26 protein-coding genes are annotated in these 23,369 nt (G+C 72.1%); 13 read left to right on the forward strand and 13 right to left on the reverse strand.

Going from position 1 to position 23,369, the window contains the following annotated elements:
- Positions 1–56: 56 nt before the first annotated feature.
- Complete coding sequence (locus ACIRQF_RS32260) at positions 57–791, reverse strand: helix-turn-helix domain-containing protein (RefSeq protein ID WP_376630280.1); 735 nt, start codon at positions 789–791, stop codon at positions 57–59.
- A 248-nt stretch (positions 792–1,039) separates the two neighbouring features.
- On the opposite strand from ACIRQF_RS32260, the gene ACIRQF_RS32265 reads away from it, so the two are divergent.
- The 4 genes from ACIRQF_RS32265 to ACIRQF_RS32280 all read left to right on the forward strand — a co-directional run bounded on the left by ACIRQF_RS32265 (position 1,040) and on the right by ACIRQF_RS32280 (position 4,518).
- Positions 1,040–1,711 (forward strand): DUF4097 family beta strand repeat-containing protein, encoded by a 672-nt coding sequence (locus tag ACIRQF_RS32265; protein ID WP_404097724.1) that lies wholly within the window; start codon positions 1,040–1,042, stop codon positions 1,709–1,711.
- A gap of 116 nt (positions 1,712–1,827) precedes the next feature.
- Entirely contained in the window at positions 1,828–2,631 is an 804-nt protein-coding gene (locus tag ACIRQF_RS32270; RefSeq protein ID WP_404097727.1) for an alpha/beta fold hydrolase, read from the forward strand.
- A 451-nt stretch (positions 2,632–3,082) separates the two neighbouring features.
- Positions 3,083–3,841 (forward strand): TOPRIM nucleotidyl transferase/hydrolase domain-containing protein, encoded by a 759-nt coding sequence (locus ACIRQF_RS32275; protein ID WP_404097730.1) that lies wholly within the window; start codon positions 3,083–3,085, stop codon positions 3,839–3,841.
- Positions 3,842–3,897: 56 nt separating this feature from the next.
- The gene (locus ACIRQF_RS32280; protein WP_404097732.1) at positions 3,898–4,518 is read left to right on the forward strand and encodes a ClpP family protease; all 621 of its coding nucleotides are present in this window, start codon (positions 3,898–3,900) and stop codon (positions 4,516–4,518) included.
- Here the strand turns inward: ACIRQF_RS32280 and ACIRQF_RS32285 are convergent.
- From ACIRQF_RS32285 to ACIRQF_RS32295, 3 genes are read right to left on the reverse strand one after another with little or no spacing between them, the layout of a single operon-like run.
- The gene (locus ACIRQF_RS32285) at positions 4,481–5,314 is read right to left on the reverse strand and encodes a hypothetical protein (RefSeq protein ID WP_404097734.1); all 834 of its coding nucleotides are present in this window, start codon (positions 5,312–5,314) and stop codon (positions 4,481–4,483) included. The two genes, ACIRQF_RS32280 and ACIRQF_RS32285, sit on opposite strands and share 38 nt — an antisense overlap.
- Positions 5,311–5,580 (reverse strand): DUF397 domain-containing protein, encoded by a 270-nt coding sequence (locus ACIRQF_RS32290; RefSeq protein ID WP_404097736.1) that lies wholly within the window; start codon positions 5,578–5,580, stop codon positions 5,311–5,313. Before ACIRQF_RS32290 ends, ACIRQF_RS32285 begins: the two co-directional genes overlap by 4 nt.
- Entirely contained in the window at positions 5,562–6,395 is an 834-nt protein-coding gene (locus ACIRQF_RS32295; protein WP_404097738.1) for a Scr1 family TA system antitoxin-like transcriptional regulator, read from the reverse strand. Before ACIRQF_RS32295 ends, ACIRQF_RS32290 begins: the two co-directional genes overlap by 19 nt.
- An 84-nt stretch (positions 6,396–6,479) precedes the next feature.
- Here ACIRQF_RS32295 and ACIRQF_RS32300 point away from each other — a divergent pair, with 84 nt between their 5' ends.
- Positions 6,480–6,734: a hypothetical protein gene (locus ACIRQF_RS32300; RefSeq protein WP_376630266.1), complete on the forward strand. Its 255-nt coding sequence runs from the start codon at positions 6,480–6,482 to the stop codon at positions 6,732–6,734.
- The gene (locus ACIRQF_RS32305; RefSeq protein WP_376630264.1) at positions 6,731–6,946 is read left to right on the forward strand and encodes a hypothetical protein; all 216 of its coding nucleotides are present in this window, start codon (positions 6,731–6,733) and stop codon (positions 6,944–6,946) included. Before ACIRQF_RS32300 ends, ACIRQF_RS32305 begins: the two co-directional genes overlap by 4 nt.
- 33 nt (positions 6,947–6,979) lie before the next feature.
- On the opposite strand, the gene ACIRQF_RS32310 is transcribed toward ACIRQF_RS32305, so the two are convergent.
- Positions 6,980–7,645: a hypothetical protein gene (locus tag ACIRQF_RS32310; RefSeq protein WP_404097741.1), complete on the reverse strand. Its 666-nt coding sequence runs from the start codon at positions 7,643–7,645 to the stop codon at positions 6,980–6,982.
- Positions 7,646–7,719: 74 nt separating this feature from the next.
- On the opposite strand from ACIRQF_RS32310, the gene recO reads away from it, so the two are divergent.
- From recO to ACIRQF_RS32325, 3 genes are read left to right on the forward strand one after another with little or no spacing between them, the layout of a single operon-like run.
- The gene (gene recO, locus ACIRQF_RS32315; protein ID WP_376630260.1) at positions 7,720–8,469 is read left to right on the forward strand and encodes a DNA repair protein RecO; all 750 of its coding nucleotides are present in this window, start codon (positions 7,720–7,722) and stop codon (positions 8,467–8,469) included.
- Positions 8,470–8,482: 13 nt separating this feature from the next.
- A complete protein-coding gene (locus ACIRQF_RS32320; RefSeq protein WP_376630258.1) occupies positions 8,483–9,307 on the forward strand; it encodes an isoprenyl transferase in 825 nt (274 codons plus the stop codon).
- A gap of 22 nt (positions 9,308–9,329) precedes the next feature.
- A complete protein-coding gene (locus tag ACIRQF_RS32325; RefSeq protein WP_404097745.1) occupies positions 9,330–9,836 on the forward strand; it encodes a YcxB family protein in 507 nt (168 codons plus the stop codon).
- A gap of 90 nt (positions 9,837–9,926) precedes the next feature.
- Here the strand turns inward: ACIRQF_RS32325 and ACIRQF_RS32330 are convergent, their stop codons facing one another.
- Genes ACIRQF_RS32330 through ACIRQF_RS32345 form a run of 4 tightly spaced genes read right to left on the reverse strand, consistent with a single transcriptional unit; the run spans position 9,927 to position 13,103 of the window.
- On the reverse strand, positions 9,927–10,337 hold the full coding sequence (locus tag ACIRQF_RS32330) for a Fur family transcriptional regulator (RefSeq protein WP_376630254.1): 411 nt from the start codon (positions 10,335–10,337) through the stop codon (positions 9,927–9,929).
- A gap of 60 nt (positions 10,338–10,397) precedes the next feature.
- On the reverse strand, positions 10,398–11,291 hold the full coding sequence (locus tag ACIRQF_RS32335; protein WP_376630252.1) for a metal ABC transporter permease: 894 nt from the start codon (positions 11,289–11,291) through the stop codon (positions 10,398–10,400).
- Between the two features lies 1 nt (position 11,292).
- Entirely contained in the window at positions 11,293–12,069 is a 777-nt protein-coding gene (locus ACIRQF_RS32340) for a metal ABC transporter ATP-binding protein (protein ID WP_376630250.1), read from the reverse strand.
- A 35-nt stretch (positions 12,070–12,104) separates the two neighbouring features.
- Positions 12,105–13,103, reverse strand: a complete 999-nt coding sequence (locus ACIRQF_RS32345) for a metal ABC transporter substrate-binding protein (RefSeq protein ID WP_404097749.1) — start codon at positions 13,101–13,103, stop codon at positions 12,105–12,107.
- 74 nt (positions 13,104–13,177) lie between these two features.
- Here ACIRQF_RS32345 and ACIRQF_RS32350 point away from each other — a divergent pair, with 74 nt between their 5' ends.
- On the forward strand, positions 13,178–14,647 hold the full coding sequence (locus ACIRQF_RS32350; protein WP_404097752.1) for a hypothetical protein: 1,470 nt from the start codon (positions 13,178–13,180) through the stop codon (positions 14,645–14,647).
- A 66-nt stretch (positions 14,648–14,713) separates the two neighbouring features.
- The gene (locus ACIRQF_RS32355; RefSeq protein ID WP_404097754.1) at positions 14,714–16,093 is read left to right on the forward strand and encodes a glycine--tRNA ligase; all 1,380 of its coding nucleotides are present in this window, start codon (positions 14,714–14,716) and stop codon (positions 16,091–16,093) included.
- Between the two features lie 142 nt (positions 16,094–16,235).
- Here the strand turns inward: ACIRQF_RS32355 and ACIRQF_RS32360 are convergent, their stop codons facing one another.
- From ACIRQF_RS32360 to ACIRQF_RS32370, 3 genes are all read right to left on the reverse strand, one after another.
- Entirely contained in the window at positions 16,236–16,829 is a 594-nt protein-coding gene (locus tag ACIRQF_RS32360) for a TetR family transcriptional regulator (protein ID WP_376630242.1), read from the reverse strand.
- 31 nt (positions 16,830–16,860) lie between these two features.
- Positions 16,861–17,895, reverse strand: coding sequence for an aldo/keto reductase (locus tag ACIRQF_RS32365; protein WP_404097757.1), 1,035 nt, complete (start codon positions 17,893–17,895; stop codon positions 16,861–16,863).
- A gap of 87 nt (positions 17,896–17,982) precedes the next feature.
- Positions 17,983–19,425 carry an MFS transporter gene (locus ACIRQF_RS32370; protein WP_389750087.1) on the reverse strand — a complete coding sequence of 481 codons (1,443 nt, stop codon included), beginning with the start codon at positions 19,423–19,425 and terminating at the stop codon, positions 17,983–17,985.
- Positions 19,426–19,526: 101 nt separating this feature from the next.
- Here ACIRQF_RS32370 and ACIRQF_RS32375 point away from each other — a divergent pair, with 101 nt between their 5' ends.
- Positions 19,527–20,522 (forward strand): helix-turn-helix domain-containing protein, encoded by a 996-nt coding sequence (locus ACIRQF_RS32375; RefSeq protein ID WP_404097761.1) that lies wholly within the window; start codon positions 19,527–19,529, stop codon positions 20,520–20,522.
- A 41-nt stretch (positions 20,523–20,563) separates the two neighbouring features.
- Here the strand turns inward: ACIRQF_RS32375 and ACIRQF_RS32380 are convergent, their stop codons facing one another.
- Positions 20,564–22,036, reverse strand: coding sequence for an MFS transporter (locus tag ACIRQF_RS32380; RefSeq protein WP_404097763.1), 1,473 nt, complete (start codon positions 22,034–22,036; stop codon positions 20,564–20,566).
- A 52-nt stretch (positions 22,037–22,088) separates the two neighbouring features.
- Here ACIRQF_RS32380 and dusB point away from each other — a divergent pair, with 52 nt between their 5' ends.
- Entirely contained in the window at positions 22,089–23,225 is a 1,137-nt protein-coding gene (gene dusB, locus ACIRQF_RS32385) for a tRNA dihydrouridine synthase DusB (protein ID WP_404097766.1), read from the forward strand.
- Positions 23,226–23,369: the final 144 nt, after the last annotated feature.

Below are 23,369 nucleotides of genomic sequence, written 5' to 3' on the forward strand. Positions count from 1 at the left end.
GGCGCGCGTGCGCCGCGAGGTGCGCCCGCGCCGCCGGGCGCCGGGGCGCCGACTGATCACTCCCCGGAAGGAGCGTCCGGCTCGCTCCGCGAGGAGAGGATGTCGCGGGCCTGTTCCGCGGAGCGCATGATGCTCTCCGCGACGAAGTCGACGAAGCGCGCGATGTTCTCCAGCCGGACGGCGGCGGGGCTGTCGGCGCCGAGGACGTCGACGCCCTGGCGGGCGGTCCTGGCGAGCTGCAGGTTGGACTCGGCCGCGGAGACCATCGACTGGTACCAGACCTCGTCGTCGACGGTGTAGCGCTCGCGCCGGCCCTCGCCCTGCTCGCGCCGGAGCAGGCCCTGCTGTTCGAGGAAGGCGACCGCCTTGGAGACGGACGCCGGGCTGACCTCCAGGCGCTGGACGAGTTCGGCGGCGGTCAGGCTGCCCTCGTCGGTGGTGAACAGGCAGGTCAGCACCCTGGACATCATCTTGGGCAGGCCCTGCTGCATGAGGAGGGTGGTGAACACCTCCTCGTACTCGCGGACGGCCTCGGCGTCGCGGCCGTGGGCGAGTTCGGGCGCCCGTGTCGTACGCGAGGCGGCGGGCTTGCGCCGGTGGGCGCGCCGCTCGGTCGCGCGGTGGGCGAGGTCGGCGCGGTAGCCGGTGGGGCCGCCGTTGCGCATGACCTCGCGCGTGACCGTCGAGGTGGGGCGGTCCAGGCGCCTGGCGATCTCCGCGTAGGCGAGCCCGTCGGCCACTCCCAGCGCGATCTGCTGGCGTTCCTGCTGGGTGAGTCGGCCTCCCGGCATCGCGATCTCCCTTTCGTCGGTCGGTGACCCGGGCAGCATAGCGTTCACACCTCGTCCAATGCAACGTTTGTGGCGGTCGATGTTGCATTAGAGTCACTTTCGTTGCAACGATTTTAGCTGTGTGAGCTGGGTAAACGATGCTCCTGTGCAACAGGTACGTTGCCGTACTTTGGAAAGCAACGTAGCGTTTCCGGTGTCAGAAACGGCGAACGCACGTCGTCGGACACACGATTCCCGAGGAGCGCACCATGCAGAAGTTCGCCACCACCGCCCCGATCTCCGCCGTCGTCGACTTCCCCGCCGGGCGCGTGCAGTTCATCGCCGCCGACCGGGCCGACGCCACCGTCGAGGTGCTGCCCGCCAACGCCGCCAAGGGCCGCGACGTGAAGGCGGCCGAGCGGACCGAGGTCGCTTACGCCGACGGCGTCCTGCGGATCGCGGCCCCGGCGGGCAGGAACCAGTACTTCGGCCCCTCCGGGTCCATCGAGGTCACGGTCCAGCTGCCGGCCGGTTCGCAGGTCGGGATCACGTCCTCCTGCGCCGAGTTCCGGGGCGTCGGACGCTTCGGAGAGGTCGCCTTCAAGGGCGCGCAGGGCGCCATCAAGATCGACGAGGCGGCGGGCCTCAGCGTCGCCACCTCCGGCGGCGACGTGACCGTCGGCCGCCTCACCGGCCCCGCCGAGATCAGCACCGGCAAGGGCGACATCCGGATCACCGAGGCCCGCCGCGGCGCGGTCGTGCTGCGCACGCAGATGGGCGACATCTCCGTCGGCGCCGCCGCCGGAGTCTCCGCCTCCCTGGACGCCGGCACCGGCTACGGCCGCGTCCGCAACGCGCTCAGGAACACCGAGGGCGCCGCCGCCGGCCTGAACATCGAGGCCACCACCGGCTACGGCAACGTCGAGGCCCGCAGCCTCTGATCCGCCACGACCGGCACGCCACGCCACGACGCGCCGCACCCGACGGCCCCGCCACCCCACACCCTCGCCCCGCCCCTTCCCGAACCCCGTCCGCATCCAGCCCCGGAGGGCACGTCATGACCGGCAACGACACCGCATGGACCGGCATGGTGCCGGTGGACGACACCGCACTCGCCGTCACCGACACCGGTGGCCCGGGCATCCCCGTGATCTACCTCAACGGCCAGTTCGCCACCCAGGGGTACTGGCGGCGCGTCCTCGCCGAACTGGGCCCGGAGTGGCGGCACATCACCTTCGACGAGCGCGGCCGCGGCCGGAAGTCGGGCCGCTCGGCGGACTACTCCTTCGAGGCCGCAGTCCGTGACGTCGACGCGGTCCTCGCGGCCCGCGGCGTGGACCGGGCGCTGCTGGTGGGCTGGTCCTACGGCGCCTACGTCGGGGCCCACTGGGCCGCCCGGAACCCGAAGCGCACCATCGGCGCGGTCCTCGTCGACGGCGCCTGCCCGTACGACTGGATGGACGAGGCCATGGAGGTGCGGATCCGGAAGATGTTCCGGCGGATGGGCTGGTTCCTGCCGCTGCTCCGCCCGACGGGACTGGCCCCGCGCCTGACCGCCGAGGAGCAGGCGGAGAGCAACATCGAGCTCGGCCGTCTCGGCGGGGAGCGCGAACTGGGCGCCGTCCTCGACTCCGTCGTCGTTCCCACCCGTTACGTGATCGCCTCGGGCACGTCCCTCGGCAGCCGCGGGGACGAGCAGGAGCGGATCCGCGCCGGCCTGGACGCGGTGACCGCCCGCAACCCGCACATCGAGGTCAGCGCGAAGGTCGCGAGCAACCACGGCGCCATCCTGCGCAAGGACTTCCGCGCGGTCGCCGACGCGGTGCGCGAGGTCGACGCCCTCGACCGCGCCGCGCGCTGAAGGTCCCGGGTGGCGCCCGCCCGTCCCGTCGCAGTCCGCCGGGCAGGCCGAAGTCTCGTCGTCCAGGCCGGTGGCGCTTCCCGCTGCGGGACGTGCCGGAGCTGAGCCGACACCGATGACGGGCCGGCCCGACGGTGATCGAGGGGCACCGGCCGTTCGTTCGCCGAGGACCGATGGCACCCGCCGCCGGTCGCGCTCACGGCGCGGCCCGAACGACCCGGGGCCCGGCGCGCCCCGGGGAGCCGGGTCACCACGCCTCGGCCCGCGACAGCTGCCGGACCCGGAACTCCGCCTCCCCGTCCCGTAATCGGGCTGCTCCCCCGGGACACGGAGGTGCCTGCTCCCCGAAGCGCGGGGCGGAGGTGCCCCACGCACGCCGAGGAAGCTTCCCGAGTGCCTGCGAGCGGATATCCGATGGCCCACGCGCCGGGTGAGGGCGGAGACTCGCCTCATGGATGACATGGGGGCGTTCCGGGAAGCGGTTCTCGCGTGGGCGGCGCGTGACGCCGCGGCAGGGGAGCGGGCCGCTGCCGGGCGCACGGCGGGACGCGGAGTCATGAGCGACTTCGTGGCCGGGGACCCCGACGGCCCCGCGCGCGAGCTCGCCGCGCGCCTGCCCGTACGGACCGTGGTCCTGCTCGAAGGGCTGAGCGACGTCGCCGCGGTCGACGCCCTGGCCGAGCGCCGCGGCCGCGACCTCGCGGCCGAGGGGGTCTGCGTCCTGCCGATCGGCGGCGCGATGAGCATCGGGCGCTTCGCCCGCCTGCTCGGGCCGTCGGGCCTGGGCCTCCGGCTGGTCGGCCTGTGCGACGAGCGCGAGCGCGACTACTACGCCCGCGCCCTGACCGGTGCGGGGGAGCAGGGCCGTACGGCAGGGCCGTCGGGTGCGGGGGAGCACGGCCGTGCGGAGGAGGGGGCCGGATCGGGGGAGCCGGGCTTCTTCGTCTGCGCGGCCGATCTGGAGGACGAGCTGATCCGCGCGCTGGGCGTGACCCGGGTGACGGAACTCGTCCGGGCGGAGGGCGAGGAGCGGCCCCTGCGGACCTTCCTGCGCCAGCCCGCGCAGCAGGGCCGGCCGCCGCACCTGCAGCTGCGACGCTTCTTCGGCACGAAGAAGGGGCGCAAGATCCGCTACGGCCGGGTCCTCGTGGAGGCCCTCGACCCCGACCGCGTGCCCGCGCCGCTCGAAAGGCTCTTCGCGGGCCTGTGAGCCGATCGGCGGCACGGCCCGTGAGGGCCGGGGCGCCCGATGGAAGGCATGTCCCCATGCCCGCCGACTCCCAGGACACCAACGCCCCTCACCGCGCCGACGCCGAGGCGGACGCCGCTGCCGCCGTCGTCATCGAGCGGCTGCTGCGGCACCGCATCCTCCACATCGCCGCGCCGATCACCCACGAGACCGCGGACCGCGTCACGGCGCAGCTGCTGCTCCTGGCCGCCGAGAGCGACCGTCCCGTCACCCTCTACGTCAACTCCACGGGCGGATCGGTGGCGGCCGGCCTGGCGATCTACGACACGATGCAGCACATCAGGAACGACGTCGTCACGATCGGCCTCGGATACTGCGCCTCGATGGCCCAGTTCCTGGTCGCCGCCGGCACCCCGGGCAAGCGGTACGCGCTGCCGAACACGCGCATGATGCTGCACCTGCCGTCCTTCGCCGACGCCGCCGCGTCCGACGCCGACGCCGTCGGGATCGCCGAACTGCACCACACCCGCGCCCGCGTCACCGACCTCCTCGCCCGGCACACCCACCGGGACGCCGCCCGGCTCGCCGCCGACTTCGCCGACGACCGCTGGCTCACGCCGGAGGAGGCCAAGGAGTACGGCCTGATCGACGACGTGCTGGTCACACGTTCAGACCCACGAGGATCATCAGGCAGATGACCCCGATCGTCGCGGCCCACAGGACGAGGCTCGACAGCGCGACCAGCACGCGGACGAAGACGGGATACACGCCGACCTTGGTCAGGGGGTTGTCCGGGTGGTAGCTGATCTCGATCTCGCTCGCGTACGCCTGCCGGAAGTAGTGGTGGGTCGTGCCGTCCCGGTCCGTGAAGGCGTACGTCCCCGACTTGCCGTACGGGCTGGTGCGCACCGCCATCACCGTGATGCCGCGCCGGGGGAGGAGTGACATCTGCACGGCCCGGTCCGCCGTGTAGCCGCTCAGGAGGTTGAAGACGATCACCACGAGCCCCATCAGCAACGAGAGGACGAGGGCGCCCGGCTCGTCGTTGACGACGACCAGCACGCTCATCGTGATGAACGCCGCGAGGCCGGGCCCGAGGGCCAGCGCCGCCCAGGCCAGGCCCCTGGCCTTGTGCCCCGCGCTGACGGCGGGCTTGGGGCTGCCGGGCGTACGCAGGGACCGGGTCGTCACGAGCGCGGCGCCGTCGAGGGACGGGTCGGGCTCCGGCAACCCGGCCAGGGCCGAGCCGACCGCCGTCGCGAACAGGTCCGCCGAGGCGCCGTTGACTCCCTCGACCCGATGGACGACCGGTGTCGCCCCTTCCGGTACCCGGAGCTCGACCACCACGGCACGGCCCTCCGGCACGACGGCCCGAACGGCCCGCAGGGGTATGCGTGTCTCCTCGTCTCCGCGCCGCAGCGTCAGTGCGTCGTCCTCGTGTCGGAGGACGGCGCCGCCGCTGCCGCGCAGGACGGGGGTGGAGGCGGTCGTCATCTCGTCACCCCTGCCACGAACGCGGCCCAGGCGGCGGCCGGGACGACGAGCGCGGGGCCGTCGGGGACCTTGCTGTCGCGGACGGGGACGACGCCGTGGACTCCGTCGAGGACTTCGAGGCAGTTGCCGCCGTCGCCGTCGCTGTACGAGCTCTTGCGCCAGGCGGCGCCGGCGAAGTCGTACGACACCTCTACGCAGTTGCCGCCCTCGCCATTGCTGTAGGAGCTCTTGAACCAGTGGGCGTTGCTCAGGTCGTACTCGCGCATCGTCTGAAGTCCTCCGCCGCCGACTCGATCAGGGCCAGGGACGCCTCTGGCGACAGCGCGGCGGCCCTGAGCAGATCGTAGGTCTGCTGTGCCCGCTTCACCACGGCTGGATCGTCGAGGAGGTTGCCTGAATACACCCCTTCCGTATAGGCCGTTGGGGGCGCGTCCGTGAACTCCATGAGCTTGAGCGGTTTGCCCATCTGGGGATAGGCGCCGACCGCGTACGGCAACACCTGGAGCAGCGCCCTGCGCTCGTGCGCATGCGACAGGAGGTGGCCGAGCTGCTCCACCATCACCGCGGGGCCGCCGACAGGGATCCGTAGCGCCGTTTCGTGCACGATGGCCCAATACATCGGCCGTGTCGGCTCGCTGAGGATGGCCTGCCGATCGAGCCTGGCGAGGACCTTCTCCTCGACATAGGCATCCGATGCGAGCGGGTTACTGGCTCGGGTGACGGCGCGCGCGTACTCGCGCGTCTGGAGCAGCCCGGGGATGGAACTGGACTCGAACTCGCAGATCTTCGACGCAAGGTCCTCCAGTTCCGCGGCGGCCTGGAAATATTCCGCGTACGGCGACCTGTCGATGAGTTTCCGCCAGGTTCGTTCGAAAATACCGCCGGTTTGTAGTACCTCGTCGATTCTCTTCGCCACGTCCGGTTGCGGCTTCCGTACCCCCTGCTCGAAGAGGCCGATGTACGCCCCTGAGACGAACACCCGCGCGCCCAGGTCGTTCTGCGAGAGCCCCGCCACCTCCCGGCGTTCCTTCAGCAGCTCTCCGAAGAACTCCCACGCGGCCTGTTGTCTGCCTTTGGCCATGGATTGACTCCCGAATCCCACACCGCGGTTGTTGCCCCAAACGGCTGTCGATTCTATGGATTCGCCACCGGGGATGGATGTGGAATGCGCGAAATGGATTCGGGAAGGAGTGCGTTGGTGAAAGAAGACAGCATGCGGCCGGTGGAAGAGGCGCGAGAGGCGGTGAGGGAATTGCGGGAGGCGCTCGGACGGGCCGGAATCACGCTGCCCTCGCTCGGGCTCGACGCCGTGACCCTCGCCGCCGATCCTCCTCGGCCGCTGATCGAACTGGGGCGCTGCACGGCGGCGACCGCCCGTCTGCTCACGGCGGCGCTCACGAACGAAGGGGGACGCGGATGAAGCCGCCCGTCGGTGCGTACGTCGTCGACATCGGTACGGGAAGGATCGGCACGGTCATGGGATACGAGGGCCCCTACCTCCAGCTCCGCCCCATCGGCGGCGGGCGCGAGTGGGACTGCGACCCGGACGGGATCCGGGTCGCGACCGTCGCCGAGCGGCTGAGCGCCGCGACCGCGCACGCGAACGCCCGGAGCCGCGGCGAGGTGCCCTGACGCGGCGGCGGGCGCTCGGCCTTGAGGAGGTGCTCAGTCCTCGAAGTAGTTCGTCAGGACGCAGCCCTCCACCAGGGCCGGGTCCTTCCGGTAGCCGCTCGGCGGGGCGAAGTCGGGGTGGCAGTTGAGGATCATCAGGCCGCCGGGCTGGATCGCGGCGCGGATGGCCGCCTTCTGGGCGGGCAGGACCGCGAAGTCCTGGCCGAGGAGGAACTTGCCGCGGTGGCCCTTGTTCGGGCTCTCCTTGCGGTCCTCGTCGAGGTCGGCCTTGTACGCGGCCTGGAAGGTCTGCGGGTCCGTGAACATGAAGATGCGGGTGCCCCTGCCACAGGCGCCGCGCTCGGTGACGCCCCACTGCTCGTCGTAGGTCTCGTCGCCGGGGAAGAAGTCGTCGTCGTCCGGGTCGGTGGAGAGGTCGGCGCAGTCGGTGTAGGTGCCGACGATCTCGGCGGCCCTCGCCATCGAGCCGGCCTTGGGCAGCTCGAAGGCGACGCCGGCCGTGCCGTCCCCGTCGGAGCCACCGGAGCCGTACGTTCCGCCGTTTCTCGCCGGGGCCTGGTTGTTGCCCAGCGCGTCGTCGAGGGTCGTGTCACCGCCGCCTCCGCACGCGGTCACGGTGGCCAGGGCGAGGAGGGAGGAGGCTAGGGCGAGCAGAGGCTTGGTGCGCATGAGTTCGGTGACCCCCGTGGAAACGATCATGGATGGCGGCGACTCTAGATTTGCTGCCGTGCACATGGCAAATGGTCGACTCCCGCATGCGGGAGAATGGCTCCATGAGTCTGTTCCGCGACGACGGCATCGTGCTGCGCACCCAGAAGCTGGGTGAAGCGGACCGCATCATCACCATCCTCACGCGCGGTCACGGACGCGTACGCGCCGTCGCGCGCGGGGTGCGCCGGACCAAGTCGAAGTTCGGGGCGCGGCTCGAACCGTTCTCGCACGTGGACGTGCAGTTCTTCGCCCGGGGGAGCGAACTGGTCGGGCGCGGCCTTCCGCTGTGCACGCAGAGCGAGACCATCGCCGCGTACGGCAGCGGGATCGTGACCGACTACGCCCGCTACACCGCGGGCACCGCGATGCTGGAGACGGCGGAACGCTTCACCGACCACGAGGGCGAGCCGGCCGTGCAGCAGTACCTGCTGCTGGTGGGCGGGCTGCGCACGCTCGCGCGCGGGGAGCACGCCCCGCACCTGATCCTGGACGCGTTCCTGCTGCGCTCGCTGGCCGTGAACGGCTACGCGCCGAGCTTCGACGAGTGTGCCAAATGCGGACTCCCCGGCCCGAACCGCTTCTTTTCGGTCGCTGCGGGCGGAGTCATATGCGGGGACTGCCGGGTCCCCGGAAGCGTCGTACCCTCAGCGGAGGCCGTAGGCCTGCTCGGCGCGCTGCTCACGGGTGACTGGGAGACGGCGGACGCGGCCGAGCCGCGTCACGTCAGGGAGGGCAGCGGGCTCGTGTCCGCCTATCTGCACTGGCACCTGGAGCGCGGACTGCGCTCGCTGCGGTACGTAGAGAAGAGCTAGGAGAGACCACGTCATGGCCATCGCACGACTCCTCGGGCGGCAGCGGCGGGAGTACAGCACCCCCGAGCCGCACCCGTCCGGTGCCCGCCCGCCGAAGCTCCAGTCGGAGCTCGTGCCCGAGCACGTCGCGATCGTCATGGACGGCAACGGGCGGTGGGCCAAGGAGCGCGGTCTGCCGCGCACCGAGGGCCACAAGGTCGGCGCCGAGCAGGTGCTCGACGTGCTCCAGGGCGCGATCGAGATGGGCGTGGGCTCGATCTCGCTGTACGCCTTCTCCACGGAGAACTGGAAGCGCTCGCCAGAGGAGGTGCGCTTCCTCATGAACTTCAACCGGGACTTCATCCGCAAGACGCGCGACCAGCTGGACGAGTTGGGCATCCGGGTGCGCTGGGTGGGCCGCATGCCCAAGCTGTGGAAGTCGGTGGCCAAGGAGCTCCAGGTCGCCCAGGAGCAGACCAAGGACAACACGAAGCTCACGCTGTACTTCTGCATGAACTACGGCGGCCGGGCGGAGCTCGCGGACGCGGCGCAGGCACTGGCGGAGGACGTCAAGGCGGGCCGGCTCGACCCCGCGAAGGTCAACGAGAAGACCATCCAGAAGTACCTCTACTACCCGGACATGCCGGACGTCGACCTCTTCCTGCGGCCCAGCGGCGAGCAGCGCACGTCGAACTACCTGATCTGGCAGAGCGCGTACGCCGAGATGGTCTTCCAGGACGTCCTGTGGCCCGACTTCGACCGCCGCGACCTGTGGCGCGCCTGCGTCGAGTACGCCCAGCGCGACCGCCGCTTCGGCGGGGTGGACCCGGCCGACCTGGCCGTCCTCGACAAGGCCTGAGCAGCGTCCGGGGGGACACGTGATGGAACTCGTCTACACGCCGACGCGTGAGGACGTCGCCGACGCCGTACGCGTCCAGCTGCGGCACGGCGCGTTCCGGGCGCTGCGGCGGCTGCTGCCCGTGGCCGCCGCGGTCGCGGGCCTGGTCGTGGTCCTGGAACTGTTCGTCGCCGGAGAGCCGGACCCGGTCTTCGTGGCGCTGATGACGGGGCTGGGGCTGCTCTGCGCCGTCCTGCCGTGGCTGGCCGTCCGGGCCACCGCCCGGCAGGTGTACGCCCTGGTCGGGCGGCAGGGCGAGTTCCGCGCCCGGGTGGACGAGGACGGCGTCCGCCTGGTCACCCGCGACAGCGAGGCCGTGAGCCGCTGGCCGATGCTGCCCCGGTACACGGAGACGCCCACCCAGTTCGTGCTGCTGTCCGCCGACAAGGGCCGTGTCGGCGTGGCCGCCCTGCCCAAGCGCGGTCTCGCCGACCCCGCCGACGTCGACCGGCTGCGCGCGCTCCTGGACCGGAACCTCGACCGGCTCTGAGCTCCGCGGGGGCCCGCGCTCCCACGCGACGGGGCCCGTACCGGAATCGTCCGGTACGGGCCCCGTCCGTATGTCACCTCGTGCGTCAGGTCACTTCGCGGCGCAGTCCGCGCAGGTGCCGAAGATCTCCACCGTGTGGGCCACGTTGACGAAGCCGTGCTCCGAGGCGATCGTCTCGGCCCACTGCTCCACGGCCGGGCCCTCGACCTCCACGGCCTTGCCGCAGACGCGGCAGACCAGATGGTGGTGGTGGTCGCCGGTCGAGCACCGGCGGTAGACCGTCTCGCCGTCGCTGGTGCGCAGGGCGTCGACCTCGCCGGCGTCGGCCAGGGACTGGAGCGTGCGGTAGACGGTGGTGAGGCCGACGGAGTCGCCGCGGTGCTTGAGCATGTCGTGCAGCTCCTGGGCGCTGCGGAACTCGTCGACCTCGTTCAGCGCCGCCGACACGGCGGCCCGCTGCTTCGTCGAGCGGCCGCGTACGGGGGGTCCTGCCGTCGTCACGGGGCCTCCTTGAATCCTTGTCTGCCCCCGCCATTCTGCCAGCCCCCCGCTGCCCCGCCGTCAGACCTTCACGTCGTCCGAGGGGCGCCGGGTGGCCGGAAGCGGCGCGTCGCAGCTCTGGGTGGCCGCCTCGGCGGCCTTGGCACGTCGGCGCGCCAGCGGGGTCGCGAGGGCCGTCAGGGCGATGAAGACGCCGATCGCGAGCAGCACGATCGTCGCGCCGGGCGGCGCGTCGACGTAGTAGGTGGTGATCGTGCCGGTCAGGGTGACGCCGACGCCGATCAGCACCGCGAGCGCGAAGGTCGTACGGAAGGAGCGGGACAGCGACTGGGCCGCCGCGACGGGGACCACCATCAGCGCGCTGACCAGGAGCAGGCCGACGACCCGCATGGCGACCGTGACGGTCACGGCGGCCGTGACGGCGATGAGCAGGTTCAGCGCGCGCACCGGCAGGCCGGTGACGCGGGCGAAGTCCTCGTCCTGGCTGACGGCGAAGAGCTGCCGGCGCAGACCCACCGTGACGAGGATGACGAAGGCGGCCAGGATCGTGATCGTGACGGTGTCCTCGCGGGACACCGTGGTCAGCGAGCCGAAGAGGAACGAGGTCAGGTTCGCGTTGGAGCCGGTGTCCGAGAGGTTGATCAGCATGACGCCGCCGGCCATGCCGCCGTAGAAGAGCAGGGCGAGGGCGAGGTCGCCGCGGGTCTTGCCGTACGCGCGGATGAGTTCCATGACCACGGCGCCGACGACGGCCACCAGGGTCGCCATCCACACCGGGTTGGCGGACATCAGGAAGCCCAGGCCGACACCGGTCATGGCGACGTGGCCGATGCCGTCGCCCATGAGCGCCTGGCGCCGCTGGACGAGGTAGATGCCGACGGCGGGCGCGGTGATGCCGATGAGCAGGGCGGCGAGCAGGGCCCGCTGCATGAAGGGGTCGTTCAGGAATTCCATGTCAGCTCAGCAGTCCCGTACGGAGCGGCTCGTCGGCCGCGTGCGGATGGACGTGGTCGTGGCCGGGCAGCGCGTGCTGGCCGACGGCCTGCGGCGGCGGGCCGTCGTGGACGACGCAGCCGTCGCGCAGCACGACCGCGCGGTCGATGAGGGGCTCCAGCGGGCCCAGCTCGTGCAGCACGAGGAGGACGGAGGTGCCGCCGGCGACCTGCTCGCGCAGGGTCGAGGCGAGGATCTCCTGGCTGGCGAGGTCGACGCCGGCCATCGGCTCGTCCATGATCAGCAGCTCGGGCTCCGAGGCGAGCGCCCGGGCGATGAGCACGCGCTGGTGCTGGCCGCCGGAGAGCGCGGAGACGGAGTCCCGGGCACGGTCGGTGAGTCCGACGAGCTCGATGGCGCGGTCGACGGCGGCCCGGTCGGCCCTGGTGGCGAGACCGAACCTGCGGCGGGAGAGCCGACCGGAGGTGACGACCTCGCGGATGGTGGCGGGGACGCCGCTCGCGGCGGTGGTGCGCTGGGGCACGTAGCCGACCCGGGCCCAGGCGCGGAAGCGCTTCTGGGGAGTGCCGAAGAGCTCGATGGTGCCGCCGGTCAGCGGCACCTGGCCGATGACCGAGCGGACGGCGGTGGACTTGCCCGAGCCGTTGGCGCCGAGCAGCGCGACGACCTCGCCGCGCCGGACGGTGAGGTCGACCCCGCGCAGGACGGGCCGCGAGCCGAGGGCCGCGGTGGCGCCGCGGACGGAGATGACGGGCTCGTCGCTCACGAGTGAGCTCACGGGTTCCTCCTGCTGGAATGCGCTTGCCGGGGTGGTCACTTGGCGCCGAGGGCCTTCTTCAGCGCGGCGAGGTTGGACTGCATGACCTCGAGGTAGTCAGCGCCCTTGGACCTGTCCGTGATTCCCTCCAGCGGGTCGAGCACGTCGGTCTTCAGGCCGGTGTCGGCCGCGAGGGTCCGGGCGGTTTTGTCGCTGGCGAGGGTCTCGAAGAAGACGGTGCCGACCTTGTCCTGCTTCGCGATGTCCTGCAGCTGCCTGATGCGGGCGGGGCTGGGCTCCGCCTCGGGGTCGATGCCGGAGATGCCCTCCTGCTCCAGGCCGTAGCGCTCGGCGAGGTAGCCGAAGGCGGCGTGGGTGGTGATGAAGGTCCTGGTGGTGGTGTCCTTCAGGCCGGTCTCGAAGGCGGTGTTCAGGTCGCCGAGCTTCTTCACCAGGGCGTCGGTGTTCTTCTTGTAGTCGGCGGCGTGCGCCGGGTCGGCCTTCTCGAAGGCGGCGCCCACACCCTTGGCGACCTCGGCGTATTTCACGGGGTCGAGCCAGATGTGGGGGTCGGCGCCGGCCTCGGAGCCGTGGTCGTGGCCCTCGGGGCCCGCCTCCTCGGAGCCGTGGGCCGCGTCGCCGTGGCCGTGCTCGTGGCCGCCGGCCTCGGTACCGTGCTCCTCGAGCTCGGTGAGGGTGGCGGCGTCGATGGTGTTCTTCACGCCGGCCTGCTGGATGGCGTCGTCGACGGCGGGCTGGACGCCCTTGAGGTAGACGATGACGTCCGCGTCGGTGAGCCGGCCGATCTGCCGGGGCTTGAGCTCCAGGTCGTGCGGCTCGACGCCGGGCTTGGTGAGCGTCTCGACGGACACATGGCCGCCGCCTATCTGCTCGGCCAGGTACTGCATGGGGTAGAACGACGCGACGACCCCCAGCTTCCCGTCACTCTTCTTGTCGGCCGCGTCCGAGATGCCGCCACAGGCGGAGAGGGTGACGAGACCGAGCGCGACGGCTCCGGCGACGGCGGTCGGGGGTATCAGTCGGCGTACGTTCATGACACTCATTTTCAACAAAGATGGAAACGGTTGTCAATTGCCGCACGTGTGTCCCGCCGCACTACTGTTCGGCCATGCGGCGCACGGAGATCAACGGCATCCCCCTGTACTGGGACGACGTCCCCGGCCCCTTCACGGCCCACCTCCTGCTCGCGACGGGGATCGAGCACGAGCCCTTCCCGCGCCGTGGCGTCACCGCGCTCGCCGAACAGCTCGCACTCGCCGCCGCCGACGACGCCGGGTCCGCCTGCGACGAACTCGGCTCCACCGTCGAGGGCGACCACACCCGCTTTTGGGTCACCGGCGCTCCCGAGCGGGTCGCCGAGGTCGTGAACCGGCTCTGCCGGGCGCTCGCCGAACCCCCGGTCGACGGGCTCGCCGGGGCCGTGCGCCGGGTCGGGGCGCGACAGCGGCGCGAGGCGCGCTGGGAGGAGTTCCAGGAGCGGGAGCTCGGCTTCCGCTACGGCCTGCGCGGACCCGGCAGGGCCGGCTGGGCCGCGATGGCGGTCGAGCACATCGGCGCCGACGCCGTGCGCGCCTGGGCCGCCGAGCGCTTCACCCGGGCCGGGGCGGCCCTCGTGCTCACCGGCCCGCCCCCGGAGGCCCTCGACCCGCGCCTGCCGGACGGGCCAAGCCCCGAGCGGCCCGAGGTGGAGCCCCTGCCCGGGACCTCGGGCTGCTGGCTGGAGGCGCCCCACGCGTACGGCGAGCACGTGATGCTCTCCTTCGAGGTGCCCGCCGCGCCCGTCGGCCTTCTCGCGGCGGACGTCGCCCGGGCCCGGGTCCAGGGCGATCGGCGCCTCGCCCCGGAGCTGACCGGCGAGGTCGAGCTCCACTCCTCCTACGTGGGCGGCGGGCGCATGCGCTTCTGGCTGGTCGCCCCCACCGACGAGCTGGGCACCCAGGCCGTCGCCGACGGCCTCGACGCGGTGCTGCGCGAGCTGGCCGGGCAGGGCCCCGCGGAGGAGGAGGTGCGCAGGGCCGCCCGCGCCCGGTCGGAGCGGCTCGACACGGCCGACGGCCGGCACGGCCTGCTGCTCGCGGCCGGCCTCGACCGCCTCTCCGGCCAGGAGGTCCTCGACGACCCGGCCGTACGGGCCCGTCTCGCCTCCGCCGGCACCGACGACGTCCGCGCGGCCCTCGCCGACTACGCCGCGACCGCCCTGCTCACGCTCCCCGCCCACTGCGCCCCGGGACCGGACAGCCCCTTCGTGCCGGAGCCGGACCGCTTCGGACAGGGCCTCCACGAGGCGTACGCGTACCGGCCGCGGCTGTTCGGGCCGGCCGGCCGCCGGGAGCGGATGTATCTGGGCGACGAAGGGCTGGCCCACTGGACCGGGTTCTGCCATCACCTGGTGCGCTGGCACCAGGTGGCCGGGCTCGGGGTGTTCCCGTCCGGGAGGCGGATCCTGTACGGGGAACTCGGCGCCGTCATCGATATCCAGGCAGACTGGTACAAGTCGGGAGGTGACCTGATCGCCGCCGTCGACACCCGCGTACCCCCTTCCCTCCGCTTCCCGATGAGCGAGGGAGAACCGATTTGAAAGAGGGGGTGCGGGCGCCGGTAACCTGAGGCATTCGCACTTCGTCGTCGTAATGAAGAGAGCACCGTGGCCGCCGACAAGATCGACACCATCGTCAGCCTGAGCAAGCGCCGTGGCTTCGTCTACCCGTGCAGCGAGATCTACGGTGGCCAGAAGGCCGCCTGGGACTACGGACCGCTGGGTGTCGAGCTGAAGGAGAACATCAAGCGTCAGTGGTGGCGTTACATGGTCACCGCGCGCGAGGAGGTCGTCGGCCTCGACTCCTCCGTCATCCTGGCCACCGAGGTCTGGGAGGCGTCCGGCCACGTCGCCACCTTCACCGACCCGCTGACCGAGTGCACCTCCTGCCACAAGCGCTACCGGGCCGACCACCTGGAGGAGGCGTACGAGGAGAAGCACGGCCGCCTCCCCGAGAACGGCCTCACCGACCTCAACTGCCCCAACTGCGGCAACAAGGGCACCTTCACCGAGCCCAAGCAGTTCTCCGGCCTGCTCTCCACGCACCTCGGCCCGACCCAGGACACCGGCTCCGTCGCGTACCTGCGTCCCGAGACCGCCCAGGGCATCTTCACCAACTTCGCCCAGGTGCAGACCACCTCGCGCAAGAAGCCCCCGTTCGGCATCGCGCAGATGGGCAAGTCCTTCCGGAACGAGATCACTCCGGGCAACTTCATCTTCCGCACCCGCGAGTTCGAGCAGATGGAGATGGAGTTCTTCGTCAAGCCGGGCGAGGACGAGCAGTGGCACGAGTACTGGATGGAGCAGCGCTGGAACTGGTACACCGGCCTGGGTCTCCGTGAGGAGAACATGCGCTGGTTCGAGCACCCGAAGGAGAAGCTCTCCCACTACTCGAAGCGCACCGCCGACATCGAGTACCGCTTCCAGTTCGGCGGCAGCGAGTGGGGCGAGCTCGAGGGCGTCGCCAACCGCACCGACTACGACCTGAAGGCCCACTCCGAGGCCTCGGGCGCCAACCTGACCTTCCTGGAGCAGGAGGGCGAGCGCTACACGCCGTACGTCATCGAGCCGGCGGCCGGTGTCGGCCGCGCCATGCTGGCCTTCCTGCTCGACGCGTACACCGAGGACGAGGCCCCCAACGCCAAGGGCGTCATGGAGAAGCGCGTCGTGCTGCGCCTCGACCACCGCCTGGCCCCGGTCAAGGTGGCCGTCCTGCCGCTGTCCCGCAACGCGCAGCTCTCGCCGAAGGCCAAGGGCCTCGCGGCCGACCTGCGGCAGAACTGGAACATCGAGTTCGACGACGCCGGCGCCATCGGCCGCCGTTACCGTCGCCAGGACGAGATCGGTACGCCGTACTGCGTCACCGTCGACTTCGACACCCTCGAGGACAACGCGGTGACCGTGCGCGAGCGCGACACCATGAAGCAGGAGCGCGTCTCCCTGGACCAGATCCAGGGCTACCTGGCCAGCCGCCTCATCGGCTGCTGAGTCCGCTTCGCACGCACGGGAGAGCCCCCGGTTCCGTCTCGGAACCGGGGGCTCTCCCGTACCCGGCGGGCGCGTGCCGCGGCGTCGGGCGCGGGCGGGCATGTGCCGCGGCGTCGGGCGCGTGCGGGCACGTGCCGCGGCGTCAGGCCTTGAGGGCGCGCTGCACCAGGGAGACGACCGCCGTGAACGCCGCCTCGCTGTCAGGGGCGGACCACTCGGCGGAGTGCGCCGGGTTGTGGAAGCGGTCCGTGGCGTGGAAGACCGCGCGGGCCGTCGTCGCGGCGTCGGCCTCCGGGGCGGCGAACACGCCCTCGCGGACGCCGTCCTCCAGGATCCGGGCGATCTGCTCGACCAGATGGTCCTCGTGCCGGTCGACCACGGCGCTGTTCTCGCCGATCAGCACCTGGAAGGTCGCCATCAGCTCCGGATCGCCGCCCGCCTTCTTGCGCTTGAGGGCGAAGAGGGCCGTGAGCCAGCCGGTCAGGCGCTCGTCGGCGGGCTCCGCCGTCGTCACGTACGGCTCCAGGGCGATGATCGTCCGCTCCAGCCAGCGCTCCGTCACCGCCTCACGCAGCGCCGCCTTCGTACGGAAGTGGCGGTAGACGCTGCCGTGGCTGACCCCGAGGACCCGGGCCACGTCCACGACGGTCGCCTTCGCGGGGCCGTAGCGCCGGAGGACCTCCTCGGTGGCCTCGAGGATGCGCTCCGCGGTCAGGGTTTCGGTGGTGGCGGCCATGGAATGACAGTACCTGTCATCCGCAGGCCGCTCACTGCTCGCTGTCGAGGTGGGCCATCTGGTTCTCCGGGTAGCGCGCACCGGCCGCCGCGCCCGCCGGGACGGCCGCCTCGATGGACGCGAGTTCGGCCGTGTCGAGCGTGACGTCCAGCGCGCCGAGGGCCTCCGCGAGCCGGTCCCGGCGCCGGGCGCCGATCAGCGGGACGATGTCGGCGCCGTGACGAGGCCCTTGGGCCAGGACCCAGGCGATCGCGGCCTGGGCCACGGTGACGCCCTTCGCCGCGGCGACGTCGCGCAGCCGGTCCACCAGGTCCAGGTTCCGGCCCAGGTTCTCGCCCTGGAAGCGCGGGGACATCCCGCGGAAGTCGCCCGGGGCGAAGGCCTGGTCACGGGTGACGTGCCCGCTGATCAGGCCGCGCGAGAGGACCCCGTACGCGGTGATGCCGATGCCCAGCTCGCGGGCGGCCGGCAGGATCCGGTCCTCGATGCCGCGGGAGAGCAGCGAGTACTCGATCTGGAGGTCGGCGATCGGGGCGACGGCGGCGGCCCGGCGCAGGGTGTCGGCACCGACCTCGGAGAGGCCGATGTGCCGGACGTGGCCCGCCTCGACCAGTTCGGCGATGGCGCCGACGGTCTCCTCGATCGGCACGTCCGGGTCGACGCGGGCGATCCGGTAGATGTCGATGTGGTCGGTGCCGAGGCGGTGCAGCGAGTACGCGGCGAAGTTCTTCACCGCGTCCGGGCGCCCGTCGTAGCCGAGGAAGTCTCCCTCGACGGCGCGCAGGGCACCGAACTTCACGCTGGTCAGGGCCTGTTCCCGGGCGGCGGCCGGAGCGGTGCGCAGCGCCTCGTTGATCAGCAGCTCGTTGTGGCCCATCCCGTAGAAGTCGCCGGTGTCGAGAAGCGTGACGCCGGCGTCCAGGGCGGCGTGGATCGTCGCGATCGACTCGGCGCGGTCGGCCTCGCCGTAGAGCGCGGACATGCCCATGCAGCCGAGGCCGAGGGCGGAGACCCGGGGGCCGGTGGTGCCGAGGGGGCGGGTCGGAAGGGCGGTGGTGGTGGTCATGGGGGGCTCCTGGGAGGGGAGGAAGGGTGCCCGTCGGACCGGGCACCCTTCAACCATGACATGTGCGATGACAGATTTCAATATTTGTCACTTCACTGTCCGGGGGAGGCGCAGACTCAGCAGCACCGTCAGCGCGATCACTCCCAGCTGGACCAGCAGCGTCGTCGTCACCGCCGAGCCCGTCCCGGCCGGTGAGGAGCTCAGCGACAGGAACAGCGAGCCCAGCGTCGCCACCCCCAGCGCCAGTGCCGACTGCTGGGTGGTCACCATGACCCCGCTGCCGACGCCGGCCCGCTCCGCCGGCACCTCCGACAGCACCAGCCGGAAGAGCACCGGCAGCTGCAGACCCTGGCCGAGGCCGGCGATCGCCATGCCCGGCACCAGGTGCCACACCGACAGGTCCGCCCAGCCCCGCCACGCCACCCAGGCGATCAGGGCGATACCGAGCCCCTGGAGCAGTCCGCCCGCCGTCACGATCCGGGTGCCCCAGCGCCGTACGACCCGAGGACCGGCGAGCGAGGCCCCGAAGAAGGCCACCGCCATCGGCACCAGCGCCAGGCCCGAGGCCACCGCCCCCATGCCCAGGCCCTGCTGGAGCGCGACCGCGATCACGAACATGAAGCCGCTGAAGCCCAGAGACAGCGGCAGCACCACCGCCAGCCCCCGGCGCAGCGAGACCAGGGCGAGCAGGCTCGGCGGAACCAGCGGCACCCCGCCCCGGCGGTCGGTCCGCAGCTCGACCCACCAGAAGGCGCCGGCCGCGAAGGGGAACGCCGCGAGGGCGAGCCAGGTCCACAGCGGCCAGCCCGCCGCCCGGCCCTCGGTCAGCGGGGCGAGCAGCGTGATCAGGGACAGTGCGAGCAGCAGCGTGCCCGGCACGTCGACCGGCGCGGGCCGGTCCGAACGGGTCTCCGGGACGGTGCGGACCGCGAGCAGCAGACCGACCAGCGCCACCGGCACGTTGACCAGGAAGACCGCGCGCCAACCGGTGCCCGCGACATCGGCGGCGACGAGCACGCCGCCGAGGATCTGGCCCGCGACCATCGACAGGCCGGCGGTCGCCCCGTACAGGCTCAGCGCCTTCGCGTGCCGGGCGCCCGAGGTCGAGGAGTGGATGGTCGCGAGGACCTGCGGCAGCATCAGCGCCGCCGCGACCCCCTGGGCCACCCGGGCGCCGACCAGCGTCCAGGCGTCCGGGGCGAGACCGCAGGCGAGGGAGGTCGCGCCGAAGGCGGCCATGCCGACGAGGAAGAGCCGGCGGCGTCCGAAGAGGTCGCCGAGCCGCCCGCCGAGGACGAGCAGCACGGCGTACGCCAGGCCGTATCCGGCGACGACCAGTTCGAGGAGCGCCGGTCCGGCGGCCAGGTCGTGGTCGATGGTGGGCAGGGCGACGTTGACGATGAAGAAGTCGATCAGTGGCAGGGCCGCGCCGAGCAGCACGGTGAACAGCCCGAGGGAACCGAGCGCCGGCCGGGAGTGGTCGACGACCGGGACGGCGGCGCGGGTGGACGGGGAGGTTGTCGTAGTCACGCAACCGAGCCTCGGTCCATCCCCAGCCTGGTACCAGAGCGTCTTTATCCTGGTACAAGGAGTACCTGGCAATGGGCTGAGCGCCCCGGCACCCTGGGAGCATGACAGTCATGACGGCGCACGCGACCACCGAGCCGGACGACCGGCGGCACGAGCTCGCCGCGTTCCTGCGCAGCCGGCGCGAGCGGATCAGCCCCGAGCAGGCAGGGCTGCCGCGCGGCCGGCGCCGCCGCACCCCCGGACTGCGTCGCGAGGAGGTCGCGCAGCTCTCCGCCGTCGGCGTCACCTGGTACACGTGGCTGGAGCAGGCCCGCCCCATCCAGGTCTCCCCGCAGGTCCTGGACGCGCTCGCCGCCGCGCTGCTGCTCGACCCCACCGAGCGGACCCACCTCTTCGCGCTGGCCGGACAGTCCGACCCGCACCCCGAGACGCCCTGCCCGACGGTCACGCCCGCGCTCCGGCAGCTCCTCGACCAGCTGGAGCCGGTCCCGGCCGCCGTGCAGAACAGCCGCTACGACTTCCTCGCCTACAACCGCACCTTCGGACGCCTCTTCTGCGACCTGGACGCGCTGCCCCGCGAGGACCGCAACAGCCTGTGGCTGGCCTTCACCGACGAGGACTTCCGCGCCGCCGTCACCGACCTGCCCGAGGTGCTCCGCTCACTGGCCGGCAAGCTGCGCGCCGCCATGGCCGAGCACCTCGCCGAACCCGCCTGGAAGGCGCTGCTGCACCGGCTGCAGGACGCCTCCCCGGAGTTCCGGGAGATCTGGGCCCGGCACGACGTCGTCGACCAGTCCGGGCGGACGAAGCTCATCCGCAACGCCAAGGTCGGGCTGCTCCGCCTCGAACACACCAACCTCTACCTCGGCCCCCAGTCCGGACCGCGCCTGGTGACGTACGTACCGCTCGACGAGGCCTCGCGGGCGGGTGTCGAACGGCTCCGGGCGCTGATCCTGGCGGAGGAGCGGCGGGCGGACGACCAGCGGGCGGAGGAGGTCCCGGCGCACGCGGCGGAGGGCGCGGACGGGCCGCCCGCGGCCCAGGGCGCCACGGCCGTGCGGGCGGCTCAGGAGGACGGGGCCTTCGCCGCCGTCTGAGGGCCGGCGGTGTCTTCCAGGAGCCTGGCCGGGCGGGCGGCTCAGGAGGACCGGGTCTTGGCCGCCGTCTGAGGGCCAGCCGCCTCTTCCAGGAGCCTGGCCGTGCGTTCCGCGGTGCGGCGCGCCCACGCGCCGCTGGTGAGCGCGCCGGCGAGCAGCACGCACAGTCCGCACGCCGTGATGATCCAGTAGACCGCCCTGCTCGCGTCCACGAAGCCCGCCAGGGGGTCCGCGCCGCCGGCCCCGTCCACGCCGTACGCGGCCGTTCCCAGCCCCGCGGTCAGGACGGCGCCGGCCACCGCGACCCCGAGGGTCTGGCCGATCTGGCGGCTGGTGGAGGCCACGGCCGCCGCCACGCCCGCTTGGGCACGCGGCATCCCCGACACGGCCGTGTTGGTGATCGGCGCGTTCACCAGGCCGAAGCCGATGCCGAACACCACGTAGCCGGTGAAGAGCAGCGGCGTGCTGGTCTCCGCGTCGAAGGCGGCGAAGAGCAGCGGCCCGCCCGCCATGCCCGTGCCCGCGAGCAACAGCGAGGGCCGCGGGCCGCGCGCTGCCACCAGTCGCCCGGAGAGCGGCGCGAAGACGAAGGTCATCGCCGCCATCGGCAGCATCGCGAGCCCCGCCTGCAGGGCGGACAGCCCCCGGACGTCCTGGAGGTAGAGGGTGTTCAGGAAGAGGAAGCCGCCGAGCGCGGAAAAGGCGCAGACCGCGATCACCGTCGCCCCGCTGAACGGCGCGCTGCGGAAGAACCGCAGGTCGATCAGCGGCTCGCGGCGCCTCGGCTCGTAGAAGAGGATCCCGGCGAGGGCGAGCGCCGCCACTCCCGCGAAGGGCAGGCTGGACTCGATGATCGCGTACGTGAGGCAGCCGAGCAGCGCCGCGACCAGGACCTGGCCCACCGGGTCGGGGCGCCGGGGGCGGGGCGCGCGGGACTCGGGGACGTAGCGCAGGGTGAGGAGCAGGGCGGCGAGGCCGATCGGCAGGTTCAGCCAGAAGATCGCGCGCCAGCCGACCGACTCGACGAGGAGACCGCCCACCAGCGGGCCCGCTGCCATGGAGACGCCGACCACCCCGCCCCAGACGCCGATGGCACGGGCGCGGGCCGCCGGCTCGGTGAAGGTGTTGGTGATGATCGACATGGCGACCGGGTTCAGCATGGAGCCGCCCACCGCCTGCACCATCCGGAAGACGACCAGGGTCTCCAGCGTGGGCGCGAGGGAGCAGAGCAGCGAGCCGAGGACGAAGACCACGAGCCCCGTGGCGAAGACCCGGCGGCGGCCGATCCGGTCGGCGGTGGAGCCCGCGAGCATGAGCAGCGAGGCCAGCACCAGCGTGTAGGCGTCGATGGTCCACTGCAGACCGGAGACGGAGGCGCCCAGGTCGCTGCGCAGGGCGGGCAGGGCCACGTTGAGCGCGGTGTTGTCCAGGCTCACGATCAGCAGGCTCATGCAGCAGATCGCGAGGACGACCCGTCGGCGGCCGGGGGTGAGCTCCTTCGTGTCCTCGGCCATAGCCGGATAGTACGGCTGTCTAAAGACTTGCGCAGTGCGCGACAATAGGCGAATGACCGCGTTCTCCCCCCTCGCCATCGGGCCGCACATCGTGCAGCCGCCGGTGGTGCTCGCGCCGATGGCCGGCATCACCAACGCCCCCTTCCGCACCCTGTGCCGTGAGTTCTCCGGCGGGAAGGGGCTGTTCGTCAGCGAGATGATCACGACGCGGGCCCTGGTCGAGCGCAACGAGAAGACCATGCAGCTCATCCGCTTCGACGAGACCGAGAAGCCGCGGTCGATCCAGCTCTACGGCGTGGACCCGGTGACCGTCGGCAAGGCCGTGCGGATGATCGTCGACGAGGACCTCGCCGACCACATCGACCTGAACTTCGGCTGCCCGGTGCCGAAGGTCACCCGCAAGGGCGGCGGCTCCGCCCTCCCGTACAAGCGGCCGCTGCTGCGGGCGATCCTGAACGAGGCCGTGAGCAACGCGGGCGACCTGCCCGTGACGATGAAGATGCGCAAGGGCATCGACGACGACCACATCACCTACCTCGACGCCGGCCGGATCGCCGTCGAGGAGGGCGTCACCGCCATCGCCCTGCACGGCCGCACCGCCGCCCAGCACTACGGCGGCACCGCCGACTGGGACGCCATCGCCCGGCTCAAGGAGCACGTGCCGGAGATCCCGGTGCTCGGCAACGGCGACATCTGGTCGGCGGACGACGCGCTGCGCATGATGTGCGAGACCGGCTGCGACGGCGTCGTCGTGGGCCGCGGCTGCCTCGGCCGGCCCTGGCTCTTCGGCGACCTCGTGGCGGGCTTCGAGGGGACGGGCGCGTACGCGCAGCCCTCGCTGCGGGTCGTCGCCGACGCGATGGTCCGGCACGCCCGCCTGCTCGGCGAGTGGCTGGGCGACGAGTCGCGCGGTGTCATCGACTTCCGCAAGCACGTGGCCTGGTACCTCAAGGGCTTCTCGGTCGGCTCCGAGATGCGCAAGCGGCTCGCCGTCACGTCCTCCCTGGACGCGCTGCGCTCCGGCCTCGACGAGCTCGACCTCGACCAGCCGTGGCCGGTCGGCGCGGACGGCCCCCGCGGCCGCACCTCCGGGAACAACCGGGTCGTCCTGCCGGACGGCTGGCTGAAGGACCCGTACGACTGCGCCGGCGTGAGCGAGGACGCGGAACTGGACACGTCGGGCGGCTGAGCCGGCCTCGCTCTCCGCAGCCGGTCCGCCCCCCCCCGCGGGCACCGCCTCCGGCAAGGGAACGGAAGGACGGTGCCCGGGTGGATCGTGCGGACGCTTCTTGAATGATCGAGCGTCCGCAAAGGCGCCGCGCATCCCCGTTCG

The organism is Streptomyces sp. NPDC101191, from assembly GCF_044767915.1.
Taxonomy (GTDB): Bacteria; Actinomycetota; Actinomycetes; order Streptomycetales; family Streptomycetaceae; genus Streptomyces.